Annotated in this window: 22 protein-coding genes, 1 other RNA gene and 2 pseudogenes; 8 read left to right on the plus strand and 17 right to left on the minus strand. The window is 62.2% G+C overall.

Going from position 1 to position 24,400, the window contains the following annotated elements; all coding sequences use genetic code 11:
• The first annotated feature begins 26 nt into the window (after nt 1-26).
• Nucleotides 27-1,646 carry an MASE1 domain-containing protein gene (locus tag FA87_RS10910; protein WP_051943514.1) on the plus strand — a complete coding sequence of 540 codons (1,620 nt, stop codon included), beginning with the start codon at nt 27-29 and terminating at the stop codon, nt 1,644-1,646.
• A gap of 318 nt (nt 1,647-1,964) precedes the next feature.
• Here FA87_RS10910 and fur read toward each other — a convergent pair whose 3' ends face one another.
• Entirely contained in the window at nt 1,965-2,378 is a 414-nt protein-coding gene (fur, locus tag FA87_RS10915) for a ferric iron uptake transcriptional regulator (protein ID WP_036112492.1), read from the minus strand.
• A gap of 72 nt (nt 2,379-2,450) precedes the next feature.
• Here fur and bamE point away from each other — a divergent pair, with 72 nt between their 5' ends.
• Entirely contained in the window at nt 2,451-2,912 is a 462-nt protein-coding gene (bamE, locus tag FA87_RS10920) for an outer membrane protein assembly factor BamE (protein ID WP_036112489.1), read from the plus strand.
• A gap of 13 nt (nt 2,913-2,925) precedes the next feature.
• Here bamE and FA87_RS10925 read toward each other — a convergent pair whose 3' ends face one another.
• Both FA87_RS10925 and FA87_RS10930 read right to left on the minus strand, forming a co-directional pair.
• Nucleotides 2,926-3,204 (minus strand): RnfH family protein, encoded by a 279-nt coding sequence (locus FA87_RS10925; protein ID WP_176167862.1) that lies wholly within the window; start codon nt 3,202-3,204, stop codon nt 2,926-2,928.
• Entirely contained in the window at nt 3,197-3,625 is a 429-nt protein-coding gene (locus tag FA87_RS10930; RefSeq protein ID WP_036112485.1) for a type II toxin-antitoxin system RatA family toxin, read from the minus strand. Before FA87_RS10930 ends, FA87_RS10925 begins: the two co-directional genes overlap by 8 nt.
• Before the next feature lie 79 nt (nt 3,626-3,704).
• Between FA87_RS10930 and smpB the strand changes: the two genes are divergently transcribed.
• Nucleotides 3,705-4,205, plus strand: a complete 501-nt coding sequence (gene smpB / locus FA87_RS10935) for an SsrA-binding protein SmpB (protein WP_036112483.1) — start codon at nt 3,705-3,707, stop codon at nt 4,203-4,205.
• Nucleotides 4,206-4,286: 81 nt separating this feature from the next.
• Nucleotides 4,287-4,679: a transfer-messenger RNA gene (ssrA, locus tag FA87_RS20380) on the plus strand.
• 133 nt (nt 4,680-4,812) lie between these two features.
• Here ssrA and FA87_RS10940 read toward each other — a convergent pair.
• Both FA87_RS10940 and FA87_RS20755 read right to left on the minus strand, forming a co-directional pair.
• Entirely contained in the window at nt 4,813-5,508 is a 696-nt protein-coding gene (locus FA87_RS10940; RefSeq protein WP_043694540.1) for a hypothetical protein, read from the minus strand.
• A gap of 295 nt (nt 5,509-5,803) precedes the next feature.
• Nucleotides 5,804-6,878 (minus strand): annotated as a pseudogene (locus FA87_RS20755) (IS3 family transposase).
• A 92-nt stretch (nt 6,879-6,970) separates the two neighbouring features.
• Between FA87_RS20755 and FA87_RS20760 the strand changes: the two are divergent.
• Nucleotides 6,971-7,108 carry a hypothetical protein gene (locus FA87_RS20760; protein ID WP_156128537.1) on the plus strand — a complete coding sequence of 46 codons (138 nt, stop codon included), beginning with the start codon at nt 6,971-6,973 and terminating at the stop codon, nt 7,106-7,108.
• Nucleotides 7,109-7,426: 318 nt separating this feature from the next.
• Here FA87_RS20760 and FA87_RS10955 read toward each other — a convergent pair whose 3' ends face one another.
• From FA87_RS10955 to FA87_RS10985, 9 genes and pseudogenes are all read right to left on the minus strand, one after another.
• Entirely contained in the window at nt 7,427-8,017 is a 591-nt protein-coding gene (locus FA87_RS10955; protein ID WP_156128538.1) for a hypothetical protein, read from the minus strand.
• A 3-nt stretch (nt 8,018-8,020) separates the two neighbouring features.
• The gene (locus tag FA87_RS10960) at nt 8,021-10,492 is read right to left on the minus strand and encodes an RHS repeat-associated core domain-containing protein (RefSeq protein WP_081996570.1); all 2,472 of its coding nucleotides are present in this window, start codon (nt 10,490-10,492) and stop codon (nt 8,021-8,023) included.
• Nucleotides 10,420-11,586 carry an RHS repeat protein gene (locus tag FA87_RS19945; protein ID WP_197062407.1) on the minus strand — a complete coding sequence of 389 codons (1,167 nt, stop codon included), beginning with the start codon at nt 11,584-11,586 and terminating at the stop codon, nt 10,420-10,422. Before FA87_RS19945 ends, FA87_RS10960 begins: the two co-directional genes overlap by 73 nt.
• Nucleotides 11,587-11,872: 286 nt before the next feature.
• The gene (locus tag FA87_RS20765) at nt 11,873-12,028 is read right to left on the minus strand and encodes a hypothetical protein (RefSeq protein ID WP_156108711.1); all 156 of its coding nucleotides are present in this window, start codon (nt 12,026-12,028) and stop codon (nt 11,873-11,875) included.
• A gap of 117 nt (nt 12,029-12,145) precedes the next feature.
• Nucleotides 12,146-12,691 (minus strand): hypothetical protein, encoded by a 546-nt coding sequence (locus FA87_RS10965; RefSeq protein WP_036112470.1) that lies wholly within the window; start codon nt 12,689-12,691, stop codon nt 12,146-12,148.
• Nucleotides 12,688-17,391 carry an RHS repeat-associated core domain-containing protein gene (locus FA87_RS10970; protein WP_081996572.1) on the minus strand — a complete coding sequence of 1,568 codons (4,704 nt, stop codon included), beginning with the start codon at nt 17,389-17,391 and terminating at the stop codon, nt 12,688-12,690. Before FA87_RS10970 ends, FA87_RS10965 begins: the two co-directional genes overlap by 4 nt.
• A 1,086-nt stretch (nt 17,392-18,477) precedes the next feature.
• A pseudogene (locus tag FA87_RS21175) lies at nt 18,478-18,827 on the minus strand (transposase); the annotation flags it as partial.
• Nucleotides 18,828-18,851: 24 nt separating this feature from the next.
• Nucleotides 18,852-19,370, minus strand: coding sequence for a hypothetical protein (locus tag FA87_RS10980; RefSeq protein WP_043694544.1), 519 nt, complete (start codon nt 19,368-19,370; stop codon nt 18,852-18,854).
• A 163-nt stretch (nt 19,371-19,533) separates the two neighbouring features.
• Nucleotides 19,534-20,370 (minus strand): alpha/beta hydrolase, encoded by an 837-nt coding sequence (locus tag FA87_RS10985; RefSeq protein ID WP_043694547.1) that lies wholly within the window; start codon nt 20,368-20,370, stop codon nt 19,534-19,536.
• A gap of 170 nt (nt 20,371-20,540) precedes the next feature.
• On the opposite strand from FA87_RS10985, the gene FA87_RS20400 reads away from it, so the two are divergent.
• On the plus strand, nt 20,541-20,717 hold the full coding sequence (locus FA87_RS20400) for a DUF2256 domain-containing protein (RefSeq protein ID WP_081996574.1): 177 nt from the start codon (nt 20,541-20,543) through the stop codon (nt 20,715-20,717).
• Nucleotides 20,718-20,803: 86 nt separating this feature from the next.
• Entirely contained in the window at nt 20,804-21,208 is a 405-nt protein-coding gene (locus FA87_RS19950) for a response regulator (protein ID WP_052191310.1), read from the plus strand.
• 27 nt (nt 21,209-21,235) lie between these two features.
• Here FA87_RS19950 and FA87_RS10995 read toward each other — a convergent pair whose 3' ends face one another.
• The gene (locus FA87_RS10995) at nt 21,236-21,448 is read right to left on the minus strand and encodes a hypothetical protein (RefSeq protein WP_036112458.1); all 213 of its coding nucleotides are present in this window, start codon (nt 21,446-21,448) and stop codon (nt 21,236-21,238) included.
• Between FA87_RS10995 and FA87_RS20770 the strand changes: the two genes are divergently transcribed.
• The gene (locus FA87_RS20770) at nt 21,447-21,608 is read left to right on the plus strand and encodes a hypothetical protein (RefSeq protein WP_156128540.1); all 162 of its coding nucleotides are present in this window, start codon (nt 21,447-21,449) and stop codon (nt 21,606-21,608) included. The genes FA87_RS10995 and FA87_RS20770 overlap by 2 nt on opposite strands.
• 258 nt (nt 21,609-21,866) lie before the next feature.
• On the opposite strand, the gene FA87_RS11000 is transcribed toward FA87_RS20770, so the two are convergent.
• Entirely contained in the window at nt 21,867-23,525 is a 1,659-nt protein-coding gene (locus tag FA87_RS11000) for a methyl-accepting chemotaxis protein (protein WP_052191311.1), read from the minus strand.
• 274 nt (nt 23,526-23,799) lie between these two features.
• Nucleotides 23,800-24,273 carry an Hsp20 family protein gene (locus tag FA87_RS11005; RefSeq protein ID WP_036112455.1) on the minus strand — a complete coding sequence of 158 codons (474 nt, stop codon included), beginning with the start codon at nt 24,271-24,273 and terminating at the stop codon, nt 23,800-23,802.
• Nucleotides 24,274-24,400: the final 127 nt, after the last annotated feature.

Raw genomic sequence — 24,400 nt, forward strand, 5'->3', positions numbered from 1 at the left:
GCACATCCGCCGTGTAACATTCGGGCATGCGACTACACGCGCCTTCCCGATTCGCCGGTCCCCTGCTAGCGCTCGCCTACGCGGCGATCTGGATCATGCTCTGGCCTACCGAGCAGCCCTACTGGGTGCTGCCGTTTGGCCTGCGCTTCGGTGCGCTGCTACTCACCCGCACCCGCAACTGGTTCTGGATCCTCGGAGCGGAACTCGCCGGCAGCATGATCTGCGAATGGCGCAGCGGCCTGCCCATCGGCGGCGCCGGCTTTCTGCTCGGCGACGCGCCGGAGCCCCTCATGGTCGCCGCGTGCCTGTGGCTGCTTCGTCGCGCCCACCTGCACGCCAGCCTGGGCACCCCGGAAGACGTCGCCCGCCTGCTGCTCTCGGCGATGGTGACGGCCACGGTCGCCACCGCCGGCAACGCCGCCATGATGGCCTCGCTGCACCCGGCCGCGCCGGTCGAGATGCTGGGCACCACCTTCGGCAGCGACCTGCTCGGTAACTACCTCGGCGTACTGCTGGTCGTGCCGGTGATGATCCTCGTCTTCCGCGAGCGCCCCACGCAGTCGTCCATGGCCGAGCTCCTGCTCGACGGCCTGCTCGTCATGCTGCCCTCGCTGGCGATCCTGATCACGCTGGCCGAGTATTCTCCGCAGCCGCAGTTCGCCCGCGTGCTGTCACTGGCACCGGTGCTCTTCTTCGCCTTCCGTCATGGCTGGCGTGGCGCGGGCCTGGCCATGCTCATCACCAGCGTGGGCCTGAATGTCACCGAAGACATGATCGGCCGCGGCGCTCCCACGGCGGCGGCCCATCTGTTCCTTGCCGTGGCCGGCACCGGCACGCTGATGCTCGGCGCAGCCACCGACGCGCTTCGCCGCAGCAGCGAGCGCGTCGCCCAGCAGAACACCCACCTCGCCGCCGCCAACCAGCGCCTGGATCAGCTGGCCCGTCAGCTGCGCGACGCCGCCCGCGGCAACCTCCAGGCGGAGGAAAACCTGCGCCGACACATGGCCGCCGAGCTTCACGACGAACTCGGACAGAACCTCACCGCGATCCAGACCCACCTGAAACTGGCCCAGGCGCGGCTAGGCAGCGCGGGCATGGAAGACATCGGTAAATCCATCAACGGCATCCTCGGGCACATGCGCAAGGCGCTGCACAAGATGCTCGACAGCCTGCGCCCCTCGGTGCTCGACGAGTTCGGATTACTGCGCGCACTGGACGAAGGCCCGATCCGCGACATGCTGACCGCTGCGGGCATCCACTACGTCACCGACCTGCGGGGCGAGCCCCGCCTTTTGGACGAGGACACGCTGACCGCGATCTACCGCGTCGTCCAGGAGAGCGCGACCAACGTCGTCCGCCACTCCGGCGCCAGCCGGATGGCCCTGCGCCTGCGCATCGGCATGCGCGACAGCGGCCCGGTCGCCATCCTCGACATTCGTGACGACGGCACCGGCCTGCCCTCCACCCCCAAACCCGCAAGAACCGACGGCGGCGGGCGCGGACTACAGGGTATGAGTGACCGAATCACCGCGCTTGGAGGCCTCTTCCGGATCCGGCCCGAGCCCGTCGGACTGCACCTCCGCGTGTTGCTCCGCAGCACAAGTATCGGAATGAGCATAGGAAATTTTCCAATACCGGGTCAGTGAACACTTCGTTACGATCCCATTATCGATGTGGGGGAGCCGCCGTCGAGAGACGGTGAGCCCAGGTCGGTCGTGGGGACGATCGACCTGATGAGGCGACAGGATGTCGGCCTCGCCGGTTCGAAGTGGGCAGACGTGAATCCAGCGAGCAACTCGCGATCCACGTTCCACAACGAAGCGGATCAAGCCGCCGGTGGACAGGAGTCCGCCGGCGGCGTTTTTTATGGGCGCCCGAAATGTCGTCGCCAACGCCCCTTGCCTGAATCACGCCCACGAAAAAGGCCCCCGAAGGGGCCCTCTCACCGCGAGCGAAAGCCTGACTCAGCGCTTCTTCTTGGGCCGCACGTACAGCACCAGGCTGTGGTCTTCGATGACGTATCCATGGCGGTCGGCGATCTCGTGCTGGAGGCGTTCGATCTCCTCGCTGATGAACTCGATCACTTTCCCGCTGTCAACGTCGATCATGTGGTCATGATGCTTGCCGCGGTCCAGCTCGTAGACGGCCTGCCCACCTTCGAAGTTGTGCTTCATCACGATGCCGGCAGCTTCGAACTGGGTCAGCACCCGATACACCGTGGCAAGCCCGATGTCCTCCTGGTGCGCAAGCAGACGCTTGTAGATGTCTTCAGCCGTGAGGTGGCGCTCGTCCGCCTCTTCGAAGATCTGCAGGATCCGCATGCGCGGATGTGTGACTTTGAGCCCCGCCCTGCGGAGCTCTTTGGTTTCCTGGTCCATATAGACCCCCTCGCGGTGCCGTCAGGCGCTTAGTGTATCATCGCAGGCTTCACGATCCGGACGTTACTACGCATGCATAAGCTCATCCGCACGCTGGGTTTGGCCATGATGGCGGTTGCCATCGCGGGCTGTGGCCTCGTCTATACCCCCGACGTGCAGCAGGGCAACCTGCTAGACAAGAAAAACGTCGACCAGCTGCAGCCGGGCATGACCAAGCGTCAGGTCCTGGTGCTGCTGGGCACCCCCTCGGTCACCTCGCCTTTTGACCAGGATCGCTGGGATTACGTGTCCACCTTCTCCCACCGCGGCCAGAAGATGACCACCCGTACGCTCACCCTGACCTTCAACAACGACACGCTGGTCCGCACCGAAGGCGATTTCTTCGCCCAGGACGCCCAGCAGCTGCTGAAGGACTCCGAGAAGTACAAGGCCAATCCGGTCGGCGGCGCCCAGGGTGACAAGAACACCAGCGCTGACGACAAGAAGGACGACGGTGGCGTGTTCGGTGGCGGCTCGTCGGACGACAAGAAGTAAGAAGCCGGCAGGTTCAGGCGCCGCGTTTCGCGCGGCGCCGCCTGGCCTCCATCGGATCCAGGATCAGCGGCCGGTAGATCTCCACCCGGTCGCCTTCCTTCAGCACACGATCCGCATCCACCTTCTTCGAGAAGATGCCCAGACGGGTAGCATCGGGCGCCACACCTTCGGGCAGCTGCGCACGGGCCAGCTCAATGGCCTGCCAGACGGTCGTCCCTGACGGCACGACGAGGCGAACCACCCGCTGCGCTTCCGGTCCCGCGTAGGCCACTTCGACGTTCAGGTCAGCCATACTCGCGGCGTGCCTCGTCGCAGAAGTCGTCGACCATCCGGTTGGCGAGTTGCTGAAACCCCATCTTCAGTACGGACCCGCCGAGGCCGGCGTAGTCGAAATCCAGTGCCAGGGCGATCTTGCAGCCCACGTCACCCAGGGCCTGGAAGGTGAACAAGCCATCGAGCGAGCGGAACGGCCCCTCCACGAACTGCATGGTCAGCCGCTCCGGCCGCACCGTGGTGTTACGGGTGGTAAAGCTCTGCCGCATGCCGGCGAACTTGAGATCCAGCCGGGCGACCAGCACATCGTCACCCCGCTCGATCACGGTGGCAGCGTCACACCACCCGAAGCGCTTTGGGTATGCTTCCACATCGTTGACCAGGTCGAACATCTGCGCGGGCGTGAAAGGCACGATCGCACTGCGGCGGATTTCAATCATGAACTGACCTCGTCTTATGTGCCGGCAAACGGACCCGCCGGCCTTGTATCAGGGACTCGAGAGACCGATTTTAGCGGACATGGCAAAAGCGAAACCGAAGGACACGGAAAAAGAAGGCGGCGGCACGATCGCGCTGAACAAGCGCGCGCGCCACGAATACCACATCGACCAGCGCTTCGAATGCGGCATGGCCCTCGAGGGCTGGGAGCTGAAGTCGCTGCGTGCCGGCCGGATCAATTTTGGCGAAGGTTGCTACGCGATCATCCAGCACGGTGAGGTCTTCCTCGTCGGGGCCCAGATCCCGCCCCTGATCAGCGCTTCCACCCATGTAATCGCCAACGATCGCCGCACCCGCAAGCTGCTGCTCCACCGCGAGGAAATCGATCGCCTGATCGGTGCGGTCGAGCGGAAGGGCTACACGCTGGTGCCCACCGCGATGTACTGGAAGCACAACAAGGTGAAGTGCGAAATCGGCCTGGCCAAGGGCAAGCAGGAGCACGACAAGCGCAACACGGACAAGGAGCGCGAATGGGCGATCGACAAGCAGCGCGTCATGCGCTCGCACAATCGCATGGGCTGACCTGAACGGTCAGGCGGCGCCCATTGTGGGTCTCCCTCCCCGCCCATATACTGAGTGATGTAGTTCCACCACGTTTTCCCCGGGGGTGTTCTGGTTTCGACGGGGGTAGTGCGATCTACTGGTGCATGCCGAGGGGGTAGCTTTCCTCGTTAAACCAGCTGCAAAACATATAGTTGCCAATGACAACTACTACGGTGACAACTCGGTGGCTCTCGCCGCCTAAGCTGTCCGGCCCCTAAAAAAGGCCAAACCCCCGACCCGCTCTTGTGCTCATGCTCGGCGGTGTAGGGTCACTATCATGAGACCGCTGAAAGGCTCTCCGTCTGTGGGCCTGACGCTAGATCAATCAGATATGTCCGCCGGTGCGCTTAGCACGCCGTGCTGTCGGTGGACGAGATCTAACGGTGAGCTAAGCATGTAGATCTGGAGATTAAACGCCTTCGGACGCGGGTTCGACTCCCGCCACCTCCACCAGTTCAGGCCGGTAAGTGATTGATTCGCTTACTGGCCTTTTTATTTTAGTTCGTCTGGATTGGTCCCCAATGGGCTCCGTTTGGTCAACATTTGGTCACCATTTCGAGTCGGGTGCGCACATACTGGGCGCCCCTCACGTGCGCGTCAGAGACCGGCGGACCGGCCGACGGCACTCCCTTCCCTTCAATTCCATGTGCCACGCGTGATCCAAGACTCCGTCGTAATGAATCGGGAAGACGTATCGCTCCGAGGCGGCGCGCTGCGCTACCTCGTGGGCCCAGTCGAGTGTTTCGTGGCGCCTCTGTCCGTATAGGTAGGTCTGCAGAAGACTGAGCAACAGCACCAGGGCGATGAGAATCCCCTCGATCCGCTCGGCGCTGGCCAATCCGTAGATCAGGAGCCACGACAGCAAAAGGTAGGGGTAAAAGAAGTACCGCGGGCCATCGGTAAAGGCTGACACCCACTGCAGCGGGGCGCGGGCCATTGAAGCGGCGACTGCGGCAAAAAGAATATATCCGAGAACCAAAAGGCCGAAATCCGGTGAACGTCGAATACCGAATAAGGCGACGACGATAATCGCTGCGCCCAGCCACGCACCAATGGCCACCCCTTCGATTCCGGGGAAGAACATGTACCAGCCTACGAACTTTGCCCGCACGTCTGGGATGGAGATGGCAGCGAGCGCGGCCGCTGGGATCGGAACCGGAGTGGTCAGGTACACCAGCGCCACCTGCACGACCGCCCAGAGGACCGCGATGATGCAGATAAGGGTCTCGCGCCGGTCTCTGAGACGCAGCGCACGGACGATGAATATGGGTGCAAGAATCACGTCATCGGTGAAGACAAACCACCGACCACCGTAAAAAGTGCCCGCAACGGCACCTGATCAATCGCATCGTCGCGCCAAAGCGCTGATAGGAAAATGGGCAGCGACCCGAACCAAAACGCGTATTCCGATACTGCGTATACCTCGGAGTTTATCGGCAAGAGCAACAGGGCGCTTGATGGAACAGACTCTGACCGATTGATCGCCGAACATATCAAGGGCTCGAAGCACGGGTGGTACTGAGGGAGGGACCGACGCCCCCCCCGCCTTGAGTAGCGGTCCGATCTTGAGTTCAGGATTAATGTAACTGTTTCGCGTAAGCGGCGGGAGTCAACCCGCCGAGTGCCTTCTTGGGTCGCTCTTCGTTGTATTCCCGTCGCCATTTTTCGATCTCGGTTCGGGCATGCAGCAGGCTGGGAAAGCAGTGTTCGTTGAGGCATTCATCGCGAAGCCTTCCGTTGAATGATTTGATGTAGGCGTTCTGATTCGGCTTGCCGGGCTCGAGCAGGCGCAGCTGTACGCCGCGTTCGTGCGCCCACGCGACCACGGCCTTGCCACAGAACTCCTTTCCGTTATCGCTGCGAATGATCTTCGGCAGGCCTCGTGTAACGGCCAGGCGGTCCATGACGCGCGTTACGCCGACGCTTGAGATCGCCCGCTCAATCTCGATGGCGACTGCCTCATGCGTGGCGTCATCGACGATCGTCAGGCACTTCAAGACACGCCCTTCGGCGGTGCGGTCGAAGACGAAATCGATGGACCAAAACTCGTTCGCGGCTGCCAGCGGAGCAGTGGCTGCCTGTCGGCCGGAGGCACCTTTTTCCGTTTGCGCCGGCGCACCTGCAGGTTCGCCTCCTGGTAAAGGCGCTCGACTCGCTTGTGATTGACCATCTGTCCGGCCTGGCGGAGTTTCAGGTAGATCATGCCGACGCCGTAGCGTTTATTGCGATTCGCCAGTGCGCAGATCATCTCGCGCAGCTCGACATTGGAGTCGGGTCGCGGTTCGTATCGGTAAGCGCTTGCGCTCATGCCAGCGATCGCCAGCGACCGGCGCTCACTCAGCTCCTGGCCGATCAGATAGCGCACCAGCTCGCGCCGGTCCGGTGCGCTCGCCATTTTTTTCGCAGCGCTTCCTTGATGACCTCATTTTCCAGAAGCTGTTCGGCCAGCAGTTTTTTGAGGCGGCCGTTCTCCGACTCCAGGTCCTTCAGCCGCTTGGCCTCGGGCACGCTCATGAGGCCGAACTTGCTTCGCCACAGTTAGTACGAGGCTTCGCTGAAGCCGTGCTTACGGCATAAGTCCTTGACCGACTTGCCGGCCTCGGCCTCACGCAGGAAACCGATGATCTGTTCTTCGGAAAAACGCTTCTTCACGTCCAATCTCCTTCTCGTGGGGGATTGAACTCGAAACCGGGGCGCTACTCAAATCTGGGGGGACGTCGGCCGACTACGATCTCGCGAAAAATATGACGCGCTCCGAAGCCAAAACGCTGGTCGACCTCGCGGTGGACGCGTTTACCAGCCGGCAGCGCGTGCGCAATACGGCAGAGGGCAGGGTCTTTTTGACCATGCTGTATCTGTGGAAGCCGCTCCAGGGTCGCTAACCCAGCGCCGCCTCCACGCTGTTCGGGCATGGCCGAACTGATCAGCAGAGGCCTCTCCTGCACGACCGTTCTGATTTTCCCCTTGGCCTTAAACAGGGTGACCACCGTGATGAATCAAGACGGCGTTGGGTGAGCTGGAACGCCTATTCCAGAATGGTTCCGGTGTAGATATGACCGAAGGTCAGGCCGGACGGCAAGATTTTCTAACCGGGCGACCTGGAACGTCGTCGATGAGTCTTCCATGCTCCTTTGACGACTCCCCCCAAGAAGCTCGAGACCCTGCCAGGGACGCTCGCTTGGGCTCTTTGCAAGGAGTCATCAGCGGATGCCAAAGGCCTGACGATTTTTCTGGATTACCGTTTCCAAGAGCGCGGCCGCGGACTCACCACTTTGTCCAAGCCTCATCAGGAGGCTGGCTCCGTGTTCTGCATCACGCTTGCTCAGCCGGTTCGCCATCGTCGCGAACATCGATTCGAGCACAGCATTCGCACGCGCGTATTCCTGATCGAGTACCAATCCCGATGCAAAGACAAGGCGCGCATGCGGATTCAACATCGCTTCTGCCCCCTCCAGATACTCAAGAAAATCACATGTCCGAGCCGGTGGCCCGGGGCGCAACACGTCGACAAGCTCTGGATGATTCACGACGTGCTCGACGATGGCTTCGTCAGACAGCTTGCCCTTGGCGATGACCCCGCCCTCCTGCAAACGATTGCTGTAAAGCAAATTCTCGCCAAAGTCATCGAATAGCGGGAAGCGAAAGTGCCAAAGGTGGACCTCTTGAGGCCGATATTCCAAAAGCACCCCATCCAGCACCAACTCCACGTTCTGACGAAAGAAGTATCCGCCAAGCTGGCTGAGCCCCTCCACGCGCTGATGCATCAGGCGAGCAATCGCACGTTTATTCATGTGTCAACGACCTACGGGGTAAATGGGTGCAACGACGGTGCCCACCGGCAGATTAGCACCGTAAGCATTTGCCTGTGCCCTGCTGATGTAGCCCCATCCGGTCTTGAGGTCATAGACGGCAATGGGCGCCGCCTTGGGACCCAGGACCACATCCGCCCTCGACGAGTCGGGATACCCATATCGGACCTCGATGTGATCGTAGTAGCTGACCTCGGTGTGATACAGCGACTGCGGGCACTGCGCATCGACGAGCCGCTTGAACTCGCTGTGAATAAGCGTACCGCGAATCCATGGCAGGCGGCACAGACCCGTGCATGACTTGTCGACCGTGTTAGCGGCTTGCGTGGCCAGCTTCGTCAAGAGTTCCTCTGCCGCCAGCATTTGAGGCGTGGGAGCTACACGTTGATACTCGTATTTTTCGCCGGCGAGCCCGAGCGAGTCCACTGCGCCCAACGGATTGGAGTCAGTGTAAGCATAGGTGCTGATTCCGCCCATTAGCCCGATGGGGTCGCTCTGCAGATACCGGCCCGTCAACGCGTCGAAGTACCGATACCCGTTATAAACGTTGCCCGACTCGCGGTCGAAATACTGGCCCGCGAACCGCAGATTCAGCACATAACCGCTGGTCGAGGTCGGCCCCTGCTCACCAAACGGATTGCCCTGGTAGGCCCACGACCACACCAAGGCGCCGGTGGCGTTGGTGACCGCGCGGGGCGTGTTCAGGCCATCGGCATGCACGAAGGCCACGGTGGTGCCGTCGACCACCGCCACCGGAGTGTCATCCATCCACACATAGTCGCGCGAGGCCGCACCGTATTCGCCCAGCAACCCACTGGGACCATACGCAAAGCGGGTGGTGGCGGAACCGACCGTTTTGGCAACCCGATGCGCCGAGGCGTCGTAGGCATAGGTCGCCACCGTCGTGCCGCCCTGCTGCAAGACGGTCAACTGCCCGCGTCCGTTGTATCCATACCCCCAGGAGGTGCCGGCACTGGCGTTGCCGGTCGTAGAGCCGTTGGCATCATAGGTGCGCGAGCCGGTGCCGATGCTGGTCAACCAATGGGTGCCAGCCTGGTAGCCATAGGCACCCGTGGCCAAGCCCGGTGCGGTTTTGGTCAGGCGATCACCGGTCTTTGAGTAGGTGTAAGCCTCCACCACCGCACCGCTGGCGTTCTTGAAGCCCGTCAGGCGATACAGCGCATCGTAGCTGTAGGTCTCAACGGCCGGAGTCGCCCCCGGCGTGCCACCCAAGGCCACAATGTTACCCACCGCATCCCGTGCCACATGGAGATTGAGCGCGGGGCTGGTGATGTCAATGGAGCGATAATTGGCATCGTACGTGCGAGTGACGGTCTGGCCATTGCCCAGGGTGTAGCTGGCGATGGGTCCGAAGGGCAAATAGGTTGCCGCGCGGACCACGGTGCTTGCCGCACCCCTGGCCGGCGTGATGGTGACCGTGGTGATCTGCCCGGCCGCGTCGCGCGCGTATTCCGTCACCAAGCCGCTGGGTGACGCAGCCGCCGCCAGACGGCCGGCCTTGGTGTAGACATAGTCGGTGCTGTCAGTGACCGTGCCTTGCGTCTGGCGCTGCTCGGTGACGCGCCCTTGGTTGTCATAGCAGTACACGGTCGTCACAACGCTTTCCACCACGCGGGTCAACCGACCGGCTGGGAAGGAACTGGCGCACCCGGTGACGCTGTTGGCCTCGTCGTAATGGAACGCCGCATTGAGCTTGGTGTCGGTGTAGCTGACGGCGGTGCGGCGGCCCAGCGCATCGAAGGCTTGTGTCGCGACTGTGGCCTTGGCGTCGGTCTGCGTCAGCGGATTGCCCGCCGCGTCGAAGGTGGACGCCTGCGTGCCCGTGTCGGGGCTGACCTGGCCGGTGGCATTGCTCAGGCCGTCGAGGCTGTAGCTCGTCACCAAGCCGTCGGGGTCGGTAACGGACTTCAGTTGATCCAGCGCGTCCAAGGTGAACACGCTGGTGGTGGCTTTGGTCGCCGCATTGGTGCCGTTGGCATCGGCGACGCTGGTGACCAAGCGGTCCAGCACATCGAAAGTATTGTTCTGCACCGTGCCGAGCGCATCCTTGGCCGACACCAAGTTGCCGTTCGCGTCGTAGCTGCCGCTCGCGGTGGCGTCGAAGACCACATGGCCGAGCCCATCAGTCACACTGACCAGTTGGCCGCGTGTGTTGTATTTGCGAGATACGCTGCGCCGAGATAGGCCTTCGGCGTCGAAGGTCTCTTCTTTGATGCGATTGCCCGAAGCGTCGAGCGTGTAATGAATGTGCTCGCCCAGTCCATTGGCCATATCGACCAAACGGTGTGCGTCGTCGTAGCTGTAGGTGATCGCCACCCCATCGGGGTCCGTTACCGACTTGAGCGCACCCACGGCGTCATAGGTCAGGGTGGTCGTGGCGTCCCCGGCTGCGGGCACCCCGGTTGCATTGGCCGCACCGTGCGGCTGGCCAACCACCCACGGGTGGTGTAGGTCACATCGGTGATGACGCCATTGGCATCCTTTTGACGCACCGGCCGCCCGTGGCGATCGTAGGCCAGCGTGGCGGTGACGTGCCCCGCTGCATCCGTGATCTGCGAAAGATCACCGGCGCGGTGGCAGGCGCCACCCACGGTGCCACAGCCGCTTTCATCGGTTGTGGGGAAATAGCCGTACTGGGTCAGATCGGTGACATCGGTGCGCGGGCCATCCACGCTGAGCAACAGACCGACCTGGGGGCACTGCGTGCCGTCCACCGCATCGCAGTAGCTATACCGGGTCTGGCGGATGCCCTTGGGCGCGTGCGCTTGGCTGCCGCATGCGTAGGTCACCGTCACGGCGGGATTCACCGCGCATTCGGCAGTCACTTGCCCGCGGGCGTTGTAGGCCCATGTGCTTTTGGCAACCACAATGCCCTTGGCGTTGGCCGTCGCGCGGGTCAACGGCACGCGGTGCACCGCATCCCACGTGGAGCTGGTGGTCCGCTGCGCATCCGTGCCGGACGCCTCAACCTGGCGGGTCAGCAATCCATTGGCGTCATAGGTGGTGGTGGTAACGGTGCCCTTGTAATCCGTGGTCGTGGCCGGGTAGCCATTGGCGTCGTAAGTGATCGCCTTATCGGGCTGGTTGCACTGATTGCCGCAATAGGTGCTCGTGCCGCTGGATTTGAGCGTCTGGGCACCATCATCGGCAAATCCCAGCGTGACCACCAGGCCGAGCGGCGTGGTGAGGTCCGCCGGCGTGCCGCCGTTCTGATAATAATTGGCGTAGCTCAGCGTGATTTTGTCGGCGCCGCCGGCAAACTGATTGCTGATGGCACGGTTGTACTCATTGAAAGTCGTCGTCTCGTAACGCACGCCCTTCTCGTCGATGATGCCGGTCAGCTCGCTGGGATAACTGGTCGGAGAGGCGGCGTAGGCGGCTTCGGCGTACAGATACTGACGACTGTTGCCGTCGGCGAAGGTCACCTTAGCGAGGTTGCCGCTGTCGGCATAGGCATACACGGCGGTCTGGCCAGTCGGGTCGATGACTTGACTCAGCCGGCTCTTGGCGTCGTAGCGCAGGTTGAGCACGCGCCCTTGCATATACCGGTCGGAATCGCCCGACGGTCTGAAACAGAGCGACCACCATAATGGTTTACGCGTCATCCGCGTGACGAGCGACACACATTCCAAATAAAGCGTCGACTGCGTCCGCTTCCACAGAGGTCGTTGACGGGCACCGGGGCCTTGTCCGGGGGCGACACCGACCAGCGGGGCCTGCGTGACCCCGACGATGCCGGCCAGCGCTGACCATCACCCCGAACGGCGAGACTTTCTTGGCAGGACCGGCAGCGGTCCTGCGCTTCACCACGATGAGCTATTCGGCCGTAGCGGTCGCCCCGCGCACCAGCGCCAGCACCGCGAGCAGTTGCCGGCGCTGATACGGCTTGGACAGGAAGACCGCGCCCGGTGGCACCCGGACCGCATCGTCCCGGTATCGGCCGGAGTGGATATTCTGGCTGGCCCTAAGCATGGTTCCGGAAATCAATGCTTATCGGAATGAAAATGCCCGTCGCCTCGCGTGACTTGCAGCACATGTTGTACAGCCACGAGCCCGAGGGCGGCAAAGCCCCGAACCCGCATCGACCCACTAAGCCTCGGGCGCCTTGAGCGAAAGCTCTCGCGGTGCATCCAACCGTTGAGTGAGATTCCACCCCGCTTGCAACGCTTCAAACGCCTGGGGCCCCACCCACGCATAGTCCACGCGTCGGAAGTGCTTCTTCAGCGCGGTCGTGGCACGGCGATACAAGGTCTTGGAGCGGTCCGTGAGTCCCATCGTCGCGAAGCGACCATAAATGATGGCATTCCCATCGAACGCGCCGGACGGAGAAAAACTGACGCTGGTCGGATTGACTCCTTCGAAGACGCCGTAACGCTCGAAGTCAGGGAACACCTTGTGCTCGAATCCGACGGCTTCTTCCGCGTCGAGCATCAGATACGAGGCGCCTCCCAGCCAATCGGGCGCCGCCGCACGGCCCAAGTCCGGAATGTCTTGATAGCTTCGATAAATGGGGAAATCGAGCGCAGGACCAAAACCGACACGCACATATTTCAACGGCTCTCCCTTCCGGTGTTCGAGGACATCCAGCACCGGAAGCAGATCGTGGTCCATCGCATAAAAGTGAAGCTGACTCATCGCTTAGGAACCAAAATGAGGACATCGCTCGGGGCTGCTTGCCGAATCGCGTCTGCTGCTGCGGCTTCGCCACGGGTCGGGGTAACCCCGTCAGCGTAGGTCGAGACGGTCTGCACACGCAAGCGCACAGGATTTGCTCCGGGCTGATTGTATTCCATCGTCATGTCCGCGTAGCGGCCACCGTTGGCGGTGGGAATGTATTCCTCAGGACCATATCCTGCCCCAGCAACCGGCGTGAACCCAAGCCCCTCCAGCTCCAATCGCAAGTCAACATTCTGCGCCCGCGTCGCCGCCCCACCCCAACGCCCACCGCTGCCGTTCAAGTAGCGCTGTTGATACTCGAAGCGACGCTGCGCCTCGCTTTCACCTGGCTTGTTTTCGCGGAACTCCGGCTCACTGCCGCACTCGCCGTTGCGCATCTCGTAGTCGAAATTGGCGCGAGCCAGGGACATGCCGGCCATGTTCGGTCCCTGACGCGGGGCCAGGAACTCCATGAACCGTTCGCGCTCCAACTCGTCTTCGTCGCGCGCTTCTTCTTCCAGGCCTGATGGGTCAACCGCGTGATTGGGGTTGCCGCTCACATAGGCGTAGGTCGAGGCACCCGCGCGGAGCCCCGCAGGGTCACTCTGAAGGTAGCGACCGGTCGCCGGGTCATAAGCGCGGTGCCCGTTGTGCACCAACTGGCTTTCGATATCGAAATACTGCCCTGGGAAGCGCAGATTGAACTTAAGCGTGCCCGTAGGCGCCGATTCCCCGAAGGGATTGGCCTTGACCGGCCACGCCCACTGCACGGTACCGGCTGCGTTGGTCAGCGCCCTCGGCGTGTCGTGGGCATCTGCATGCACATACCACACCGCTCCATCGTCCACCGCGCCGACTGGCGTGGTGCCCAGCCAGATGTAGTCCCGGCGCGTGGCGCCCAACTCGGCGAGCAAGCGACCTTCGGCGGCGTAGGCAAAACGGGTGGTGGCCGAACCGACCACCTTTGCGACGCGCTGGTCCAGCGCGTTGTACACGTACGTCGCCACGGTGCCGCCACCCTGCTGCACCACCGTCATTTGTCCACGGCCGTTGTACCCGTAGCCCCAGGCCATGCCAGCACTCGCGTTGCCGGTCGTCGACCCATTGGCATCGTAGGTGCGTGACCCGGTGCCGATGCTGGTCAGCCAATGGCTGTTGGCCTGATAGCCGTATGCACCGGTTGCCAGTCCAGGTGCTGATTTGGTCAACCTATCACCGGTGCGGTTGTAGGTGTAGGCCTCCACCGCCTTGCCGCTGGCATCGTTCACCGAGGTGAGGCGGTACAGAGGGTCGTAGGTGTAAGTTTCCGCTGCCGGGTTGGCACCGGCCACGTCGCCCAGCGCAGTCACATCGCCCGAGGCATTGCGTGCCCAATGGATGGAGAGAACGGGGCTGGTGACATCGCTTGCCTGATAGTTCGCATCGTAACTGCGGCTGACCACTTGGCCGCTGCCCAAGGTGTAAGCGGTCAAAGGCCCGAATGGCATGTAGGTCGCGCTGTTGACGACGACCGTCGCCGCACCCTTGGCCGGGGTCACCGTCACTTTGATGGGCTGGCCTGCGGCATCGCGGGCGTACTCGGTCACCAAGCCGGTCGGACTGGCGACCGCCGCCACGCGCCCGGCCTTGGTGTAAACATAATCCGTGATGTCGGTGACCGTTCCTTGTGTTTGCCGCTGCTCGGTCAAGCGACCCTGGTTGTCGTAGCAATACACCGTGGTGACGGCTGCTTCCACCAAGCGCGTCAGACGACCCACCGGGAACGAGTTGACACAGCCCGTGACGCTGTTGGCCTCGTCATAATGCAGGGCCACATTGAGCTGCGTGTCGGCATAGACCGCAGAGGTTTTCCGCCCCAGCGCGTCAAACCCCTGAGTGACGACGGTGCCCTTGGCATCCGCATGCGTTAGAGGATTGCCCGCAGCATCGAAGGTTCCGGTTTGCGTGCCGGAATCGGGACTGGTCACGCCCGTCGCGTTCTGTAGCCCGTCGAACGCGTAAGTCGTCGTGAGGCCATTGGGGTCAGCCACGGACTTGAGGTGGTCAAGCGCATCGAACGTAAACACCGTCGAAGTGGTTTTTGTGTTTGCATCTGCGCCGTTCGCGTTGGCAACACTGGTCACCAAGCGGTTCAGTGCATCGTAGGTGTCGTTGCGCGCGATGCCCAACCCGTCCTTCGCCGCGGCCAAGTTGCCGTTCGCGTCGTAGCTGCCGCTCGCGGTGGCATCGAAAACCACATGACCGAGCCCATCGGTCACGCTGAGCAGCTGGCCGCGCGTGTTGTATTTGCGAGACACGCTGCGCCGCGATACGCCCTTGGCATCGAACGTCTCTTCCTTCAGGCGATTGCCCGAAGCATCGAGCGTGTAATGAATGTGCTCGCCCAAACCGTTGGCCATATCAACCAAGCGGTGGGCATCGTCGTAGCTGTAGGTCACCGACACGCCATCGGGGTCAGTCACCGACTTGAGCGCACCCACGGCATCGTAGATCAGGGTGGTCGTGGCATCGCCGGTCGAGGCCGAGCCGTCCGCATTGGCACGCACTGTCCGACTGGCCAACCAGCCCCGCGGCGTGTAAGTCACATCGGTGATGACGCCATTGGCATCCTTTTGGCGCACCGGCCGCCCCTGGCGGTCGTAAGCCAGGGTGGCGGTGACGTGCCCGGCCGCATCCGTGACCTGCGCCAGGTCACCCGCGCGGTGGCAAGCGCCACCCACGGTGGCACACCCGCTCTCATCGGTTGTGAGGAAATAGGCGTACTGGGTCAGATCGGTGACATCGGTGCGCGGGCCATCCACGCTGAGCAACAGGCCTGCCTGTGGGCATTGCGTGCCATCCACGGCATCGCAATAGGTGTACCGGGTCTGGCGGATGCCCTTGGGCGCGTGCGCCTGGCTGCCGCAGGTGTAGGTCACCGTCACCGCAGGGTCCACGGCGCATTCTGCCGTCATTTGGCCACGCGCGTTGTACGACCAGCTGTTCTTGGATACCACGATGCCCTTGGCGTTCGAGACGGCCTGCGTCAGCGGTACGCGGTGCAGTACGTCCCAGGTGCTGCTGGTATTGCGCTGCGCATCCGTGCCGGACGCTTCGACCTGGCGGGTCAGCAATCCATTCGCGTCATAGGTGGTGGTGGTAACGGTGCCCTTGTAATCCGTGGTCGTGGCCGGGTAGCCATTGGCGTCGTAAGTGACCGCCTTATCGCTCTGGTTGCACTGATTCCCGCAATAGGTGCTCGTGCCGCTGGTCTTCAGCGTCTGGGCACCATCATCGGCAAATCCCAGCGTGACCACCAGGCCGAGCGGCGTGGTGAGGTCCGCCGGCGTGCCGCCGTTCTGATAGTAATTGGCGTAGCTCAGCGTGATTTTGTCGGCGCCGCCGGCAAACTGATTGCTGATGGCACGGTTGTACTCATTGAAAGTCGTCGTCTCGTAACGCACTCCCTTCTCGTCGATGATGCCGGTCAGCTCGCTGGGATAACTGGTCGGAGAGGCGGCGTAGGCGGCTTCGGCGTACAGATACTGACGACTGTTGCCGTCGGCGAAGGTCACCTTAGCGAGGTTGCCGCTGTCGGCATAGGCATACACGGCGGTCTGGCCAGCCGGGTCGATGACTTGACTCAGCCGGCTCTTGGCGTCGTAGCGCAGGTTGAGCACGCGCCCTTGCGGGTCGGTCACGGCAATCAACAGGCCCGCAGCCGGCGCAATCGCCGGTGCGGTGGTGGCATCGCTGTAGGTCAGCGCGGTGACCCAGCCATTGTCATCGCTGATGGTCAGCAGGCGGCCGGTCGCGTCATAACGCTCGGTCTCGTTGGTGGCCGCCAGGCGCAAGGTGTAGCCGGTGCGCACGCCTGTCGTCGCATCCTTGATGTCGGTCAGTGTCTCGGCCGCGTCGGTGTCGGCCTTCCACAGGCCGTTGGTGCTGGCAAAGCGAACCATGGACCCGTCGGGGCGGCGGGCATACAGCTGGCCGCCATCCGGACCGCTGTTCGGCATCAGGTCCAGTCGACGGTCAAACGAGTGCCGCCACTTCGGGCCCATGGTGCTGGACGGGACGAAGCTGGACGAGTTGTAGAAACGGCGGAAGGTCAGCCAAGGCGACGAACTGACATCCGTGTCCTGGCGATATTCGTTGCCATTGGCCGCGCTGATGGGGTCACCAATCAGCGGCGTGCGGTGGTCGGTTCCCTCGTGCTTGACCGTGCCGTTGCCGAAGCTACCCCGCGGGCCCAGGGAGTCTTGTTTGCCACCGTTGCCTGCCGTGCACATCGTGCGGCACCCACCGGCATTCTTCGGCTGAAAGCCGCTGCCTGTGACATCTGCCGCCCAGATGTAGGCGAAAAACTCGCTGGTGCTCGTCCCGGTGCTGCTCACATGGCTGATGGTGATGGTCGCAGCCGTGCCGCTGCTGCTGCCGTTGTAGGCCACCGAAAACGTGTGGGGCGCACAGGTCAACGTGCCGTCGGTGCAGTCGGTCTCATAGTGGCCAATGAGCGAGTTGACCGCGCCGTCCACCGACAAAAACCCGTTCTCCGAGCCCCAGGGCGTGTTGTAGTTGTAGGGCGGCCCGTAGACATACGCGGCGTGGGCTGACCAACTGCCCAACGTCATCAGTGCCAATGCCCCAAGCCGTCGCCAGAGCGACCGACTGCCATGACGCCTTGCGGAGAATTCCATGACCGCACCCCTTTGAGAAAATTCGCAGAACTTTACGTGGCACCGTTTGTAGGGGTGGGCTGATTTCCATGTAGGGGTATTCCTACATGGCCTGACCAGCGCCTTGCCACGCGAATGCTAATCGTCAACCCGCGGCCCGCACCAACGTGTTGGGCCCAAACCTACGGGTTCGCACGAGAGGGCTCTTCCATGCAGATGTCAGCGACGTGACACGCTGCGTGTGATGCACGTCACATGAGGCGATGGTGTCTTCTCGCGCAGGTCGACGTTGCGCTACCGCGCGCTTCTGCGGTGGTGCAGCGGCGGCCCGCCGAAGGCAAGGTGGTCGTAGTGCCGTGTCTGCCCTGGCTCCAGCTCACACGGCCGGTCCGGTTCTGCGTGACGGCTCCGGTATGAGCACCAACGCCGGCTTCGGCGTGCGGAGCGTGACGCTCACCTCGTCCTAAGAGGACAGTGTTTTCGGAACGGACATCCAGGCGGCCGCAAGCAGCGCCATTCTTGGCCGCCGCGTCAAGCGACTACAAACGGGAAGAGATCAGGCGAAGTGTCTCGACGCTCGCTGGAGATACGCAGGCCCGACGAAGGGGCGTTTCTAGCGTGCCTGTATGGGTCCGGCACCACTTCCGCGAGAGGAAAGAATCAGTCTGTCATGCTGCCGCAGGCATGGCGCGGTTGAGGGGTCTATTTGAGGCGGCTCGTCCTGACTGCTCGTAACGGGTCGGTCATCTTCGCCGCCCGTGCGATGCCTTCCACCGACGATTCGTCTTGCGTCGATGCGCTAAGCGATCAATGATCGGTACGGACTGAGGTACGGTTATCGTCGCCCTACCCCATGGCGAACACGTTGCTGATCAGAGGTCTGTAGCGTTTCCCGACGGGGCCCGCCACCTCCACCAACACCTGCGGCGAGACCGCGATAAATCGTTGTTTCGCCGTTTCTTTTTGCGGCAACGCCACGCCCGAAACGCCGTTCCCTCAGGTGTCGCTTTAGCTGCCGTTTGTGCCCAGACCCTTGTTTGTTCAACGTCCGTCCGGCCTCTACGTTCGCTTTCTCATGCCTGTCCACGCCGGACAGGTCTGGGGCTAACCGCTCCGGTGCACGCGAAGAGCCCGACACATGGCGACCAGCCGGAACTCACGGAGATGATCGCAAATGAACGCGTACCTGGCCCTTACCCGTTGGCAAAGCACGCGGCGGCTTTTTTGGAGATGTCACTCTCCTCGGCGACACGCTGCAGCTCAGGCTGTAGGCGTCGAACCTCGGCGCTCTGATCCAGCTCCGCACGCTTGCCGATCGTGGGCTTGGAGAAGGCCTTCTTCTAGCCATACAGGCTGTGGCTCGTAATGCCTAGCCGCTGGGCAACGTCGAGCACCGGCCGCCCGTGCTCTCGAACTGCCTTGATCTTGAACTGATCCGTATAACGCTTGCCACTCATAGAGACCTCCTCAATTGCCATAAATTATGGCTTCAAGTGGTCTACGAAAGTCTGGGCGGTCCAGCTCGCCGAAATCGGGGCTCGCTTTAGCGCAGCATTGTTCGTTAAAGCCACTCCTGACCTAGCCGTTTTAGCTACCAGCATGTCGGTTTTGAGTGGAATTTCACGAGAGTCGTCGAATGTTTTTGTGACTGTGATGGTCCCCGTCAACGCCGCCGGTTCGTTCACTGCGCCCGCAGCGTCGCGAAACAACCACGCCTGTTCGACGTCCGCTGGGGAAAGCGCCGCGGCACCGACGATGACCGCGCCCGAGAGGTCCATGTTGCCCGCTGGGTCGGTGTCAACTTTGAAGCTCCATCCGTTTGGCACGTGCACGACGCTGGCCAAGGTCAGATGTTTTCCATGCATCTCCAGGCCAACGATCCGTTCGCCCGGACGCACATCTACGCCTTTGAGTGACAGGACATATTCCCTGGCTGATGCCGCAGACGACGCGCACACCAGCGCCATGACCAACACTACCGCGCTGACACGCTGTTTCATGACTTAAATCCTTCAGGAACGGTGACCGTACCATTGTGCAAAGGGCCCTGTCACAGTTCACCTCCCGGCGGTTTGAACGCGCCCGGCGTCAATCGATGACGTCGATGGCATCCGACTGCAAAAATAGGCACGAAGGGACAATCGCCCCCCGTGCCCGCATCCGTCAGACGCTGCCCTGTACGAACAGCACGAGGTCGCGATTGAAGTCGTCCTTGTGCGTGATGACGAGGGCGTGTGGCGCGCCATCATATTCTTTCAGCACCGAGCCTGGAATCTCCCTGGCCAGGCGGCGCGCGCTGGCGTCAATCGGGATGACCTTGTCATCATCGCCGTGGATGATGAGCGTCGGGACACGGATAGATGAGATGTCCTGACGGAAGTCGGTTTTGCTGAACGCATCCACACAGTCGAGCGTGCCTTTCTTCGATGCCTGCATGGCCACCACCAGACTCGAATCAAGCGTCGCCTGGCTTACCGGATGGGACAACATGCCCTGGCCAAAAAACTGCTTGCCAAATGTTTCAAGGAACGCGGGACGTTCATCGCGGAGTTTTTCTTTCATCTCCGTGAAGACATCGCCGTCGACGCCATCGGGATTGTTGTCGCCCTTGAGCAAGTACGGTGTCACTGCCGACGCGAACACGACGCTGGCAATCCGATCGGCACCATGGCGCGACATGAAGCGCGCCACTTCACCGCCGCCCATCGAAAATCCGACGAGGGTGACGTCTCTCAAGTCGAGTGTTTCCAGCACGGCGTTCAAGTCATCGGCAAACGTGTCGTAGTCGTAGCCGGCTGCCGGATGGTCGGACCGCCCGAATCCCCGACGGTCATAGGCGATGGCACGAAAGCCGGCGTCGGCCACCGCACCCATCTGGTACTCCCACATAGCCGAGCTCAGGGGCCATCCGTGAATGAACACAACCGGGCGGCCTTCGCCCACCTCTTCATAAAAAAGCGTGGTCGGTTGAGCTGTGGATTTGATGGTCACGAATGGCATGGGCAACTCCTCTGGTTGGATGCCAACGCTCGCAAGCACCACATCAACAGCGAGAGAAAGACCTGCATGCGCTTGAACGACGTCCGTGAGTCACAATGCGACGTATCGATGTCTCATGTCATGGTAGCGTTTCGGTATCAGCGAACAGCACCCTGCCACGGAACGCCAGCATGCCTCGCGTGAAAAAGAAGGCCGACCTGCCTCACAAAACCTGCGCCGCCTGTGGGCTCCCCTTCAGCTGGCGCCGAAAGTGGGCGAAAGATTGGGAACAGGTCAGGTATTGCTCCGAGCGGTGCCGACGCTCGAAACCCGATATCAAACGGTCCGTCATTCCAAGCCTTCGGTAGTCACCCGACCTTGATCCGAAATCACCTGGCCGGTTGTGTTACATCCAAACACACAGGCAAACCGTTACGTTGACGGAAACACAGCGATGGTGCATCAACAGACATTGGATGCTCCCACTGTGCAAACCTCAGAAAAAACGACCTGCCTGCTCGTCGAAGACAACGCCTTCGTATCCGATGCGTATCAAATCGTGCTTGAAGGTGGCGGCTTTCGCGTCTGCCAGGTCGCCGTGTCCGAGCCCGATGCCATCGATGCCATCCTTACACGCAGGCCCGATGTCGCTCTGGTCGACATCGACATCGAAGGTGGCGATTCACTTGGCGTCGCCACGGCGCTCATCGCCAAGGATGTTCCGGTGGCGTTCGTGACGGGACACCCGAGGTCCGTCTTGCCAGCGCCCTTCTCCACTTTGCCCTACCTGCAAAAACCGGTCTCGCGCGCCGCATTGCTTGCGCTCGTCCACCGCCTCGAAGAGATGCGGGACAGGTGAGCCGCCCGGGCCGGTCGGCCAGCGGTTCTATTCGCGAATGATCTGCCAGGTTCCGTCGGCGCCTTCCTGACGGACCTGCACGTCGAAACCCATTTCCTCGAGCGCGCGGGCGCGATCGCACGCGGCATGCATGGCTACCAGCCCATCCTGGTACGACTCGCCGTCCCTCCCCTGCTCCGACACGTGCCAGTGGCCGCCGGGTTGCGAGGGATGCAGGATGAATATCCGAACGAGTGACATGAGCGCTTTTCCGGCAAAAAAAACTTCCGGAAGAATACTGATTGCTCCGCGCCCTCTCAACGGCAAAATTCATTCAACCGCGCAGTGGAAAGACATTGCGGGTTACTCGGGCACGGAGCGCGTTGCGAATCCTCATCTCAGGCGCGAAACGGCCATCTGACCAAGGCTCCAGATGCTCGCCCAAGCCAGCTGAAGCGTGGCATGAGCACTCCCGTCGGCACCGTTTTCGACCACCACGCCACGGTGGTCGAACACTTGAAACGAGCCCCGAAACCCTTCGCCTTGTGAGGCATGAACGGAGTACCCGCATGTCAATTGGCCAGCCATCGTACAAATGTACAACATCCGCCTGAATTTGTCGTCACGTGCCCGGTGGATAGAATTCCCGTGCCCCCTGAGGAGGGTGCGTCCGGCACCCTCAGAAGTCTCGCCAAACCGACGCGGCCATGGCGACCGTGGCCGGTGAGGAGGGCGACTGCAGGACCGGTGGGGTCGGAGTGCGGTCGGCTGGCGCAGGACGTTCGGCATAAGGAGCGGTGTCTTCCCCCGCAAAGCGGAAGACAGCGACCTGGAGCATCAGGCCTTCAGCTAGCTCGCTGGCTTGCTGACTGGCCGCACTGGCTTCTTCGACGAGGGCCGCGTTTTGCTGGGTGACCGAATCGAGCTCGGTCACCGCCATGTTGACCTGATCGATTCCGGCCGCCTGCTGGGCATTGGCCGTGGCAATGTCGGTGACGAAGCTTGCCACCTTGACCGCACCCGCTTGCATATCGGCCAGAGCGTCCGTGGTACGCGTCAGGAGCGCAGCGCCAGCTTCCACGCGCTCGCCGCTCGATGCGATCAGCACCTTCACGTCCTTGGCAGCCACAGCACTTTGCTGGGCGAGACGACGGACCTCTCCGGCCACGACCGCGAAGCCCCGCCCATGTTCTCCGGCGCGTGCGGCTTCGACGGCGGCATTCAAGGCCAGCAGGTTGGTCTGAAACGCGATCTCGTCCATCGTCGTGACAATGCCGCTGATTTCGCGACTGGCATCGCTGACCCTGATCATCGCATCCGACGTTTCCCCCGCGAGCCCGCGCGTCGTCGCGGCCTGGGACGTCAACAATTCAGCCAGCGCCCGGGCCGCCGCAGCGGAGTCGGCATTCTGACGGACCGAGGCGGTCATCTCTTCCATGGAGGCTGCCGTCTCTTCCAGACTCGATGCCTGCTCCTGGGTGCGCGAAGACAACTCATCGTTGCCGGCAGCGATGTCCCTGGCCGCGGCGTTCACCTGGCTGGCGTTGTCGCGCACTTTCCGGACGATGCCGGCCAGCGTCGTGTCCATCGCGACGAGCGATCGCAGGGTGTCGCTGACCTCGTCCTTTCCCTTGACGTCGATGGCGTGACCGAGTTCGCCGTCGCTGATCGAGGCAGCCAGTTCGCGCGCCTGAATCAGGGGTCGCATGATGGAACGCGCCAGGAAGACGCCGCACGCAACGAGGGCCGCCGCGCCCACCACGAGCCCGATGACGACCAGGACGAACGCGTGGCGCTCGATGTTCTCCGACTGGGCAAACGCCTGCGCGGCTTCGTTGACGTTTTCCTGCACGATGGCGTCGATCGCACTCGATTCGGCGGAAAAAGCGGGGCCCACAGCGGTAAGCATGTACTGCACCGCTTCGTCCCGTTTCCCGCTCGCCATCAGCGGATCGAGACGGGCGTTGAGCTCACGGGCGTGCGCCTGCGCCGCGATGAACCGGTCAGCTTCCGCTTTTTCCTCAGGCGAGGAGACCATGTTCGGGTAGTAGCTTGCCCAGAGGGCGTCTATTTTTTTCGCCGCCGCGGCGTTGTCCGCCTGCTCCGCTTTCGCCGCGTCCACCGTGCCCACCAACAACGCCCGGTTGAGCCCGGTGCGCGTGTCATTGAAAAGCGCACGAACCCCGGTGACTTCCACGATTGGCTCGAGTGACGTGCGGTAGATGGCTTCCGTCTGCGCGCCGGTCTGGCGAAGAGCCATCAGGCCCCCGACGCCGACCGAGAGGGCGATAACCACGGAAATGGCAATGAGAAGCGCGATGCGCTGGCGAACAGTCATGGAAACACTCCAGGCGGGGACATTCCGCTATCGGCGGGTGCCCACGCTGCTGAAGTAAATTTGACAAAATTGATGAAAATCGTTCATGCGCGATTAAATCGACCGAAAGGCTGGCGAAAGGAGGTCGTATTCAGTGCCGCGAGGCCCGATTTTTTTGTTTCTGCCGCCGACCGCACCCGCTACGAGTACCTTGTCTGGCGACACGGAGTACCGTACCGACCCGTCGCCACGAGCTCCATAAAAAAGGCCCCGCTTCATGCGGGGCCCTGGTGCATCATGCGGCGGCGTTATCGAGAAGTTGCCGGACGCTGTGCTCGGCCTGGGAGCCCGATGCGATGTCGATACGTCGCGGCTTCATCGCTTCGGGAACCTCGCGCTTGAGGTCGATCGTGAGCAGTCCGTTGACCAGGCGGGCGCCGGTCACCTGCACATGCTCGGCCAGTTCGAAACGACGCTGGAAGGGACGCGTGGCGATGCCGCGGTGCAGGTACTCGCCTTCCGGTTCTTCCTTGCGTTCACCCGACACGGTCAGCCAGTTGGCCTGAGCGGTGACCTCGATATCCGCTTCGCCGAAACCGGCGACCGCCATGGCGATGCGGTACTGATCATCCGCAAGCTTGATCGAGTCGAAAGGCGGGTAATTGTCGGATGTCTGGCCCCTGGCCGCCGCGGCCTCGAGCAGATCGAACACGCGATCGAAGCCGACGCTGGAACGATGTAGCGGTGCAATATTCAGAAGAGTTCGCATGACCATATCCTCTTGAGCAACATGGGATGGGTTCTCTCTGCCACCCCCCTTGGGCGAGTGGCGAGGCCGGCCCCGAAGCGGTCGGCGGGCACTAATTTATGCAGCGCCTGAAAAATTTCAAGGCCCT

The organism is Luteibacter sp. 9133 (assembly GCF_000800155.1).
GTDB classification, from domain to species: Bacteria; Pseudomonadota; Gammaproteobacteria; order Xanthomonadales; family Rhodanobacteraceae; genus Luteibacter; species Luteibacter mycovicinus.

What these genes read in the sequence shown, in the direction of transcription:
- FA87_RS10980 (WP_043694544.1), bottom strand. Translation starts at nt 19,370, where the DNA reads ATGAAACAGCGTGTCAGCGCGGTAGTGTTGGTCATGGCGCTGGTGTGC.
- FA87_RS20765 (WP_156108711.1), bottom strand. Translation starts at nt 12,028, where the DNA reads ATGCTTAGGGCCAGCCAGAATATCCACTCCGGCCGATACCGGGACGAT.
- FA87_RS10970 (WP_081996572.1), bottom strand. Translation starts at nt 17,391, where the DNA reads ATGGAATTCTCCGCAAGGCGTCATGGCAGTCGGTCGCTCTGGCGACGG.
- bamE (WP_036112489.1), top strand. Translation starts at nt 2,451, where the DNA reads ATGCATAAGCTCATCCGCACGCTGGGTTTGGCCATGATGGCGGTTGCC.
- fur (WP_036112492.1), bottom strand. Translation starts at nt 2,378, where the DNA reads ATGGACCAGGAAACCAAAGAGCTCCGCAGGGCGGGGCTCAAAGTCACA.
- FA87_RS10965 (WP_036112470.1), bottom strand. Translation starts at nt 12,691, where the DNA reads ATGAGTCAGCTTCACTTTTATGCGATGGACCACGATCTGCTTCCGGTG.
- FA87_RS10910 (WP_051943514.1), top strand. Translation starts at nt 27, where the DNA reads ATGCGACTACACGCGCCTTCCCGATTCGCCGGTCCCCTGCTAGCGCTC.
- FA87_RS20400 (WP_081996574.1), top strand. Translation starts at nt 20,541, where the DNA reads ATGCCTCGCGTGAAAAAGAAGGCCGACCTGCCTCACAAAACCTGCGCC.
- FA87_RS10995 (WP_036112458.1), bottom strand. Translation starts at nt 21,448, where the DNA reads ATGTCACTCGTTCGGATATTCATCCTGCATCCCTCGCAACCCGGCGGC.
- FA87_RS19950 (WP_052191310.1), top strand. Translation starts at nt 20,804, where the DNA reads ATGGTGCATCAACAGACATTGGATGCTCCCACTGTGCAAACCTCAGAA.
- FA87_RS20770 (WP_156128540.1), top strand. Translation starts at nt 21,447, where the DNA reads ATGAGCGCTTTTCCGGCAAAAAAAACTTCCGGAAGAATACTGATTGCT.
- smpB (WP_036112483.1), top strand. Translation starts at nt 3,705, where the DNA reads ATGGCAAAAGCGAAACCGAAGGACACGGAAAAAGAAGGCGGCGGCACG.
- FA87_RS10930 (WP_036112485.1), bottom strand. Translation starts at nt 3,625, where the DNA reads ATGATTGAAATCCGCCGCAGTGCGATCGTGCCTTTCACGCCCGCGCAG.
- FA87_RS10955 (WP_156128538.1), bottom strand. Translation starts at nt 8,017, where the DNA reads ATGAATAAACGTGCGATTGCTCGCCTGATGCATCAGCGCGTGGAGGGG.
- FA87_RS11000 (WP_052191311.1), bottom strand. Translation starts at nt 23,525, where the DNA reads ATGACTGTTCGCCAGCGCATCGCGCTTCTCATTGCCATTTCCGTGGTT.
- FA87_RS10985 (WP_043694547.1), bottom strand. Translation starts at nt 20,370, where the DNA reads ATGCCATTCGTGACCATCAAATCCACAGCTCAACCGACCACGCTTTTT.
- FA87_RS10925 (WP_176167862.1), bottom strand. Translation starts at nt 3,204, where the DNA reads ATGGCTGACCTGAACGTCGAAGTGGCCTACGCGGGACCGGAAGCGCAG.
- FA87_RS11005 (WP_036112455.1), bottom strand. Translation starts at nt 24,273, where the DNA reads ATGCGAACTCTTCTGAATATTGCACCGCTACATCGTTCCAGCGTCGGC.
- FA87_RS20760 (WP_156128537.1), top strand. Translation starts at nt 6,971, where the DNA reads ATGACGCGCTCCGAAGCCAAAACGCTGGTCGACCTCGCGGTGGACGCG.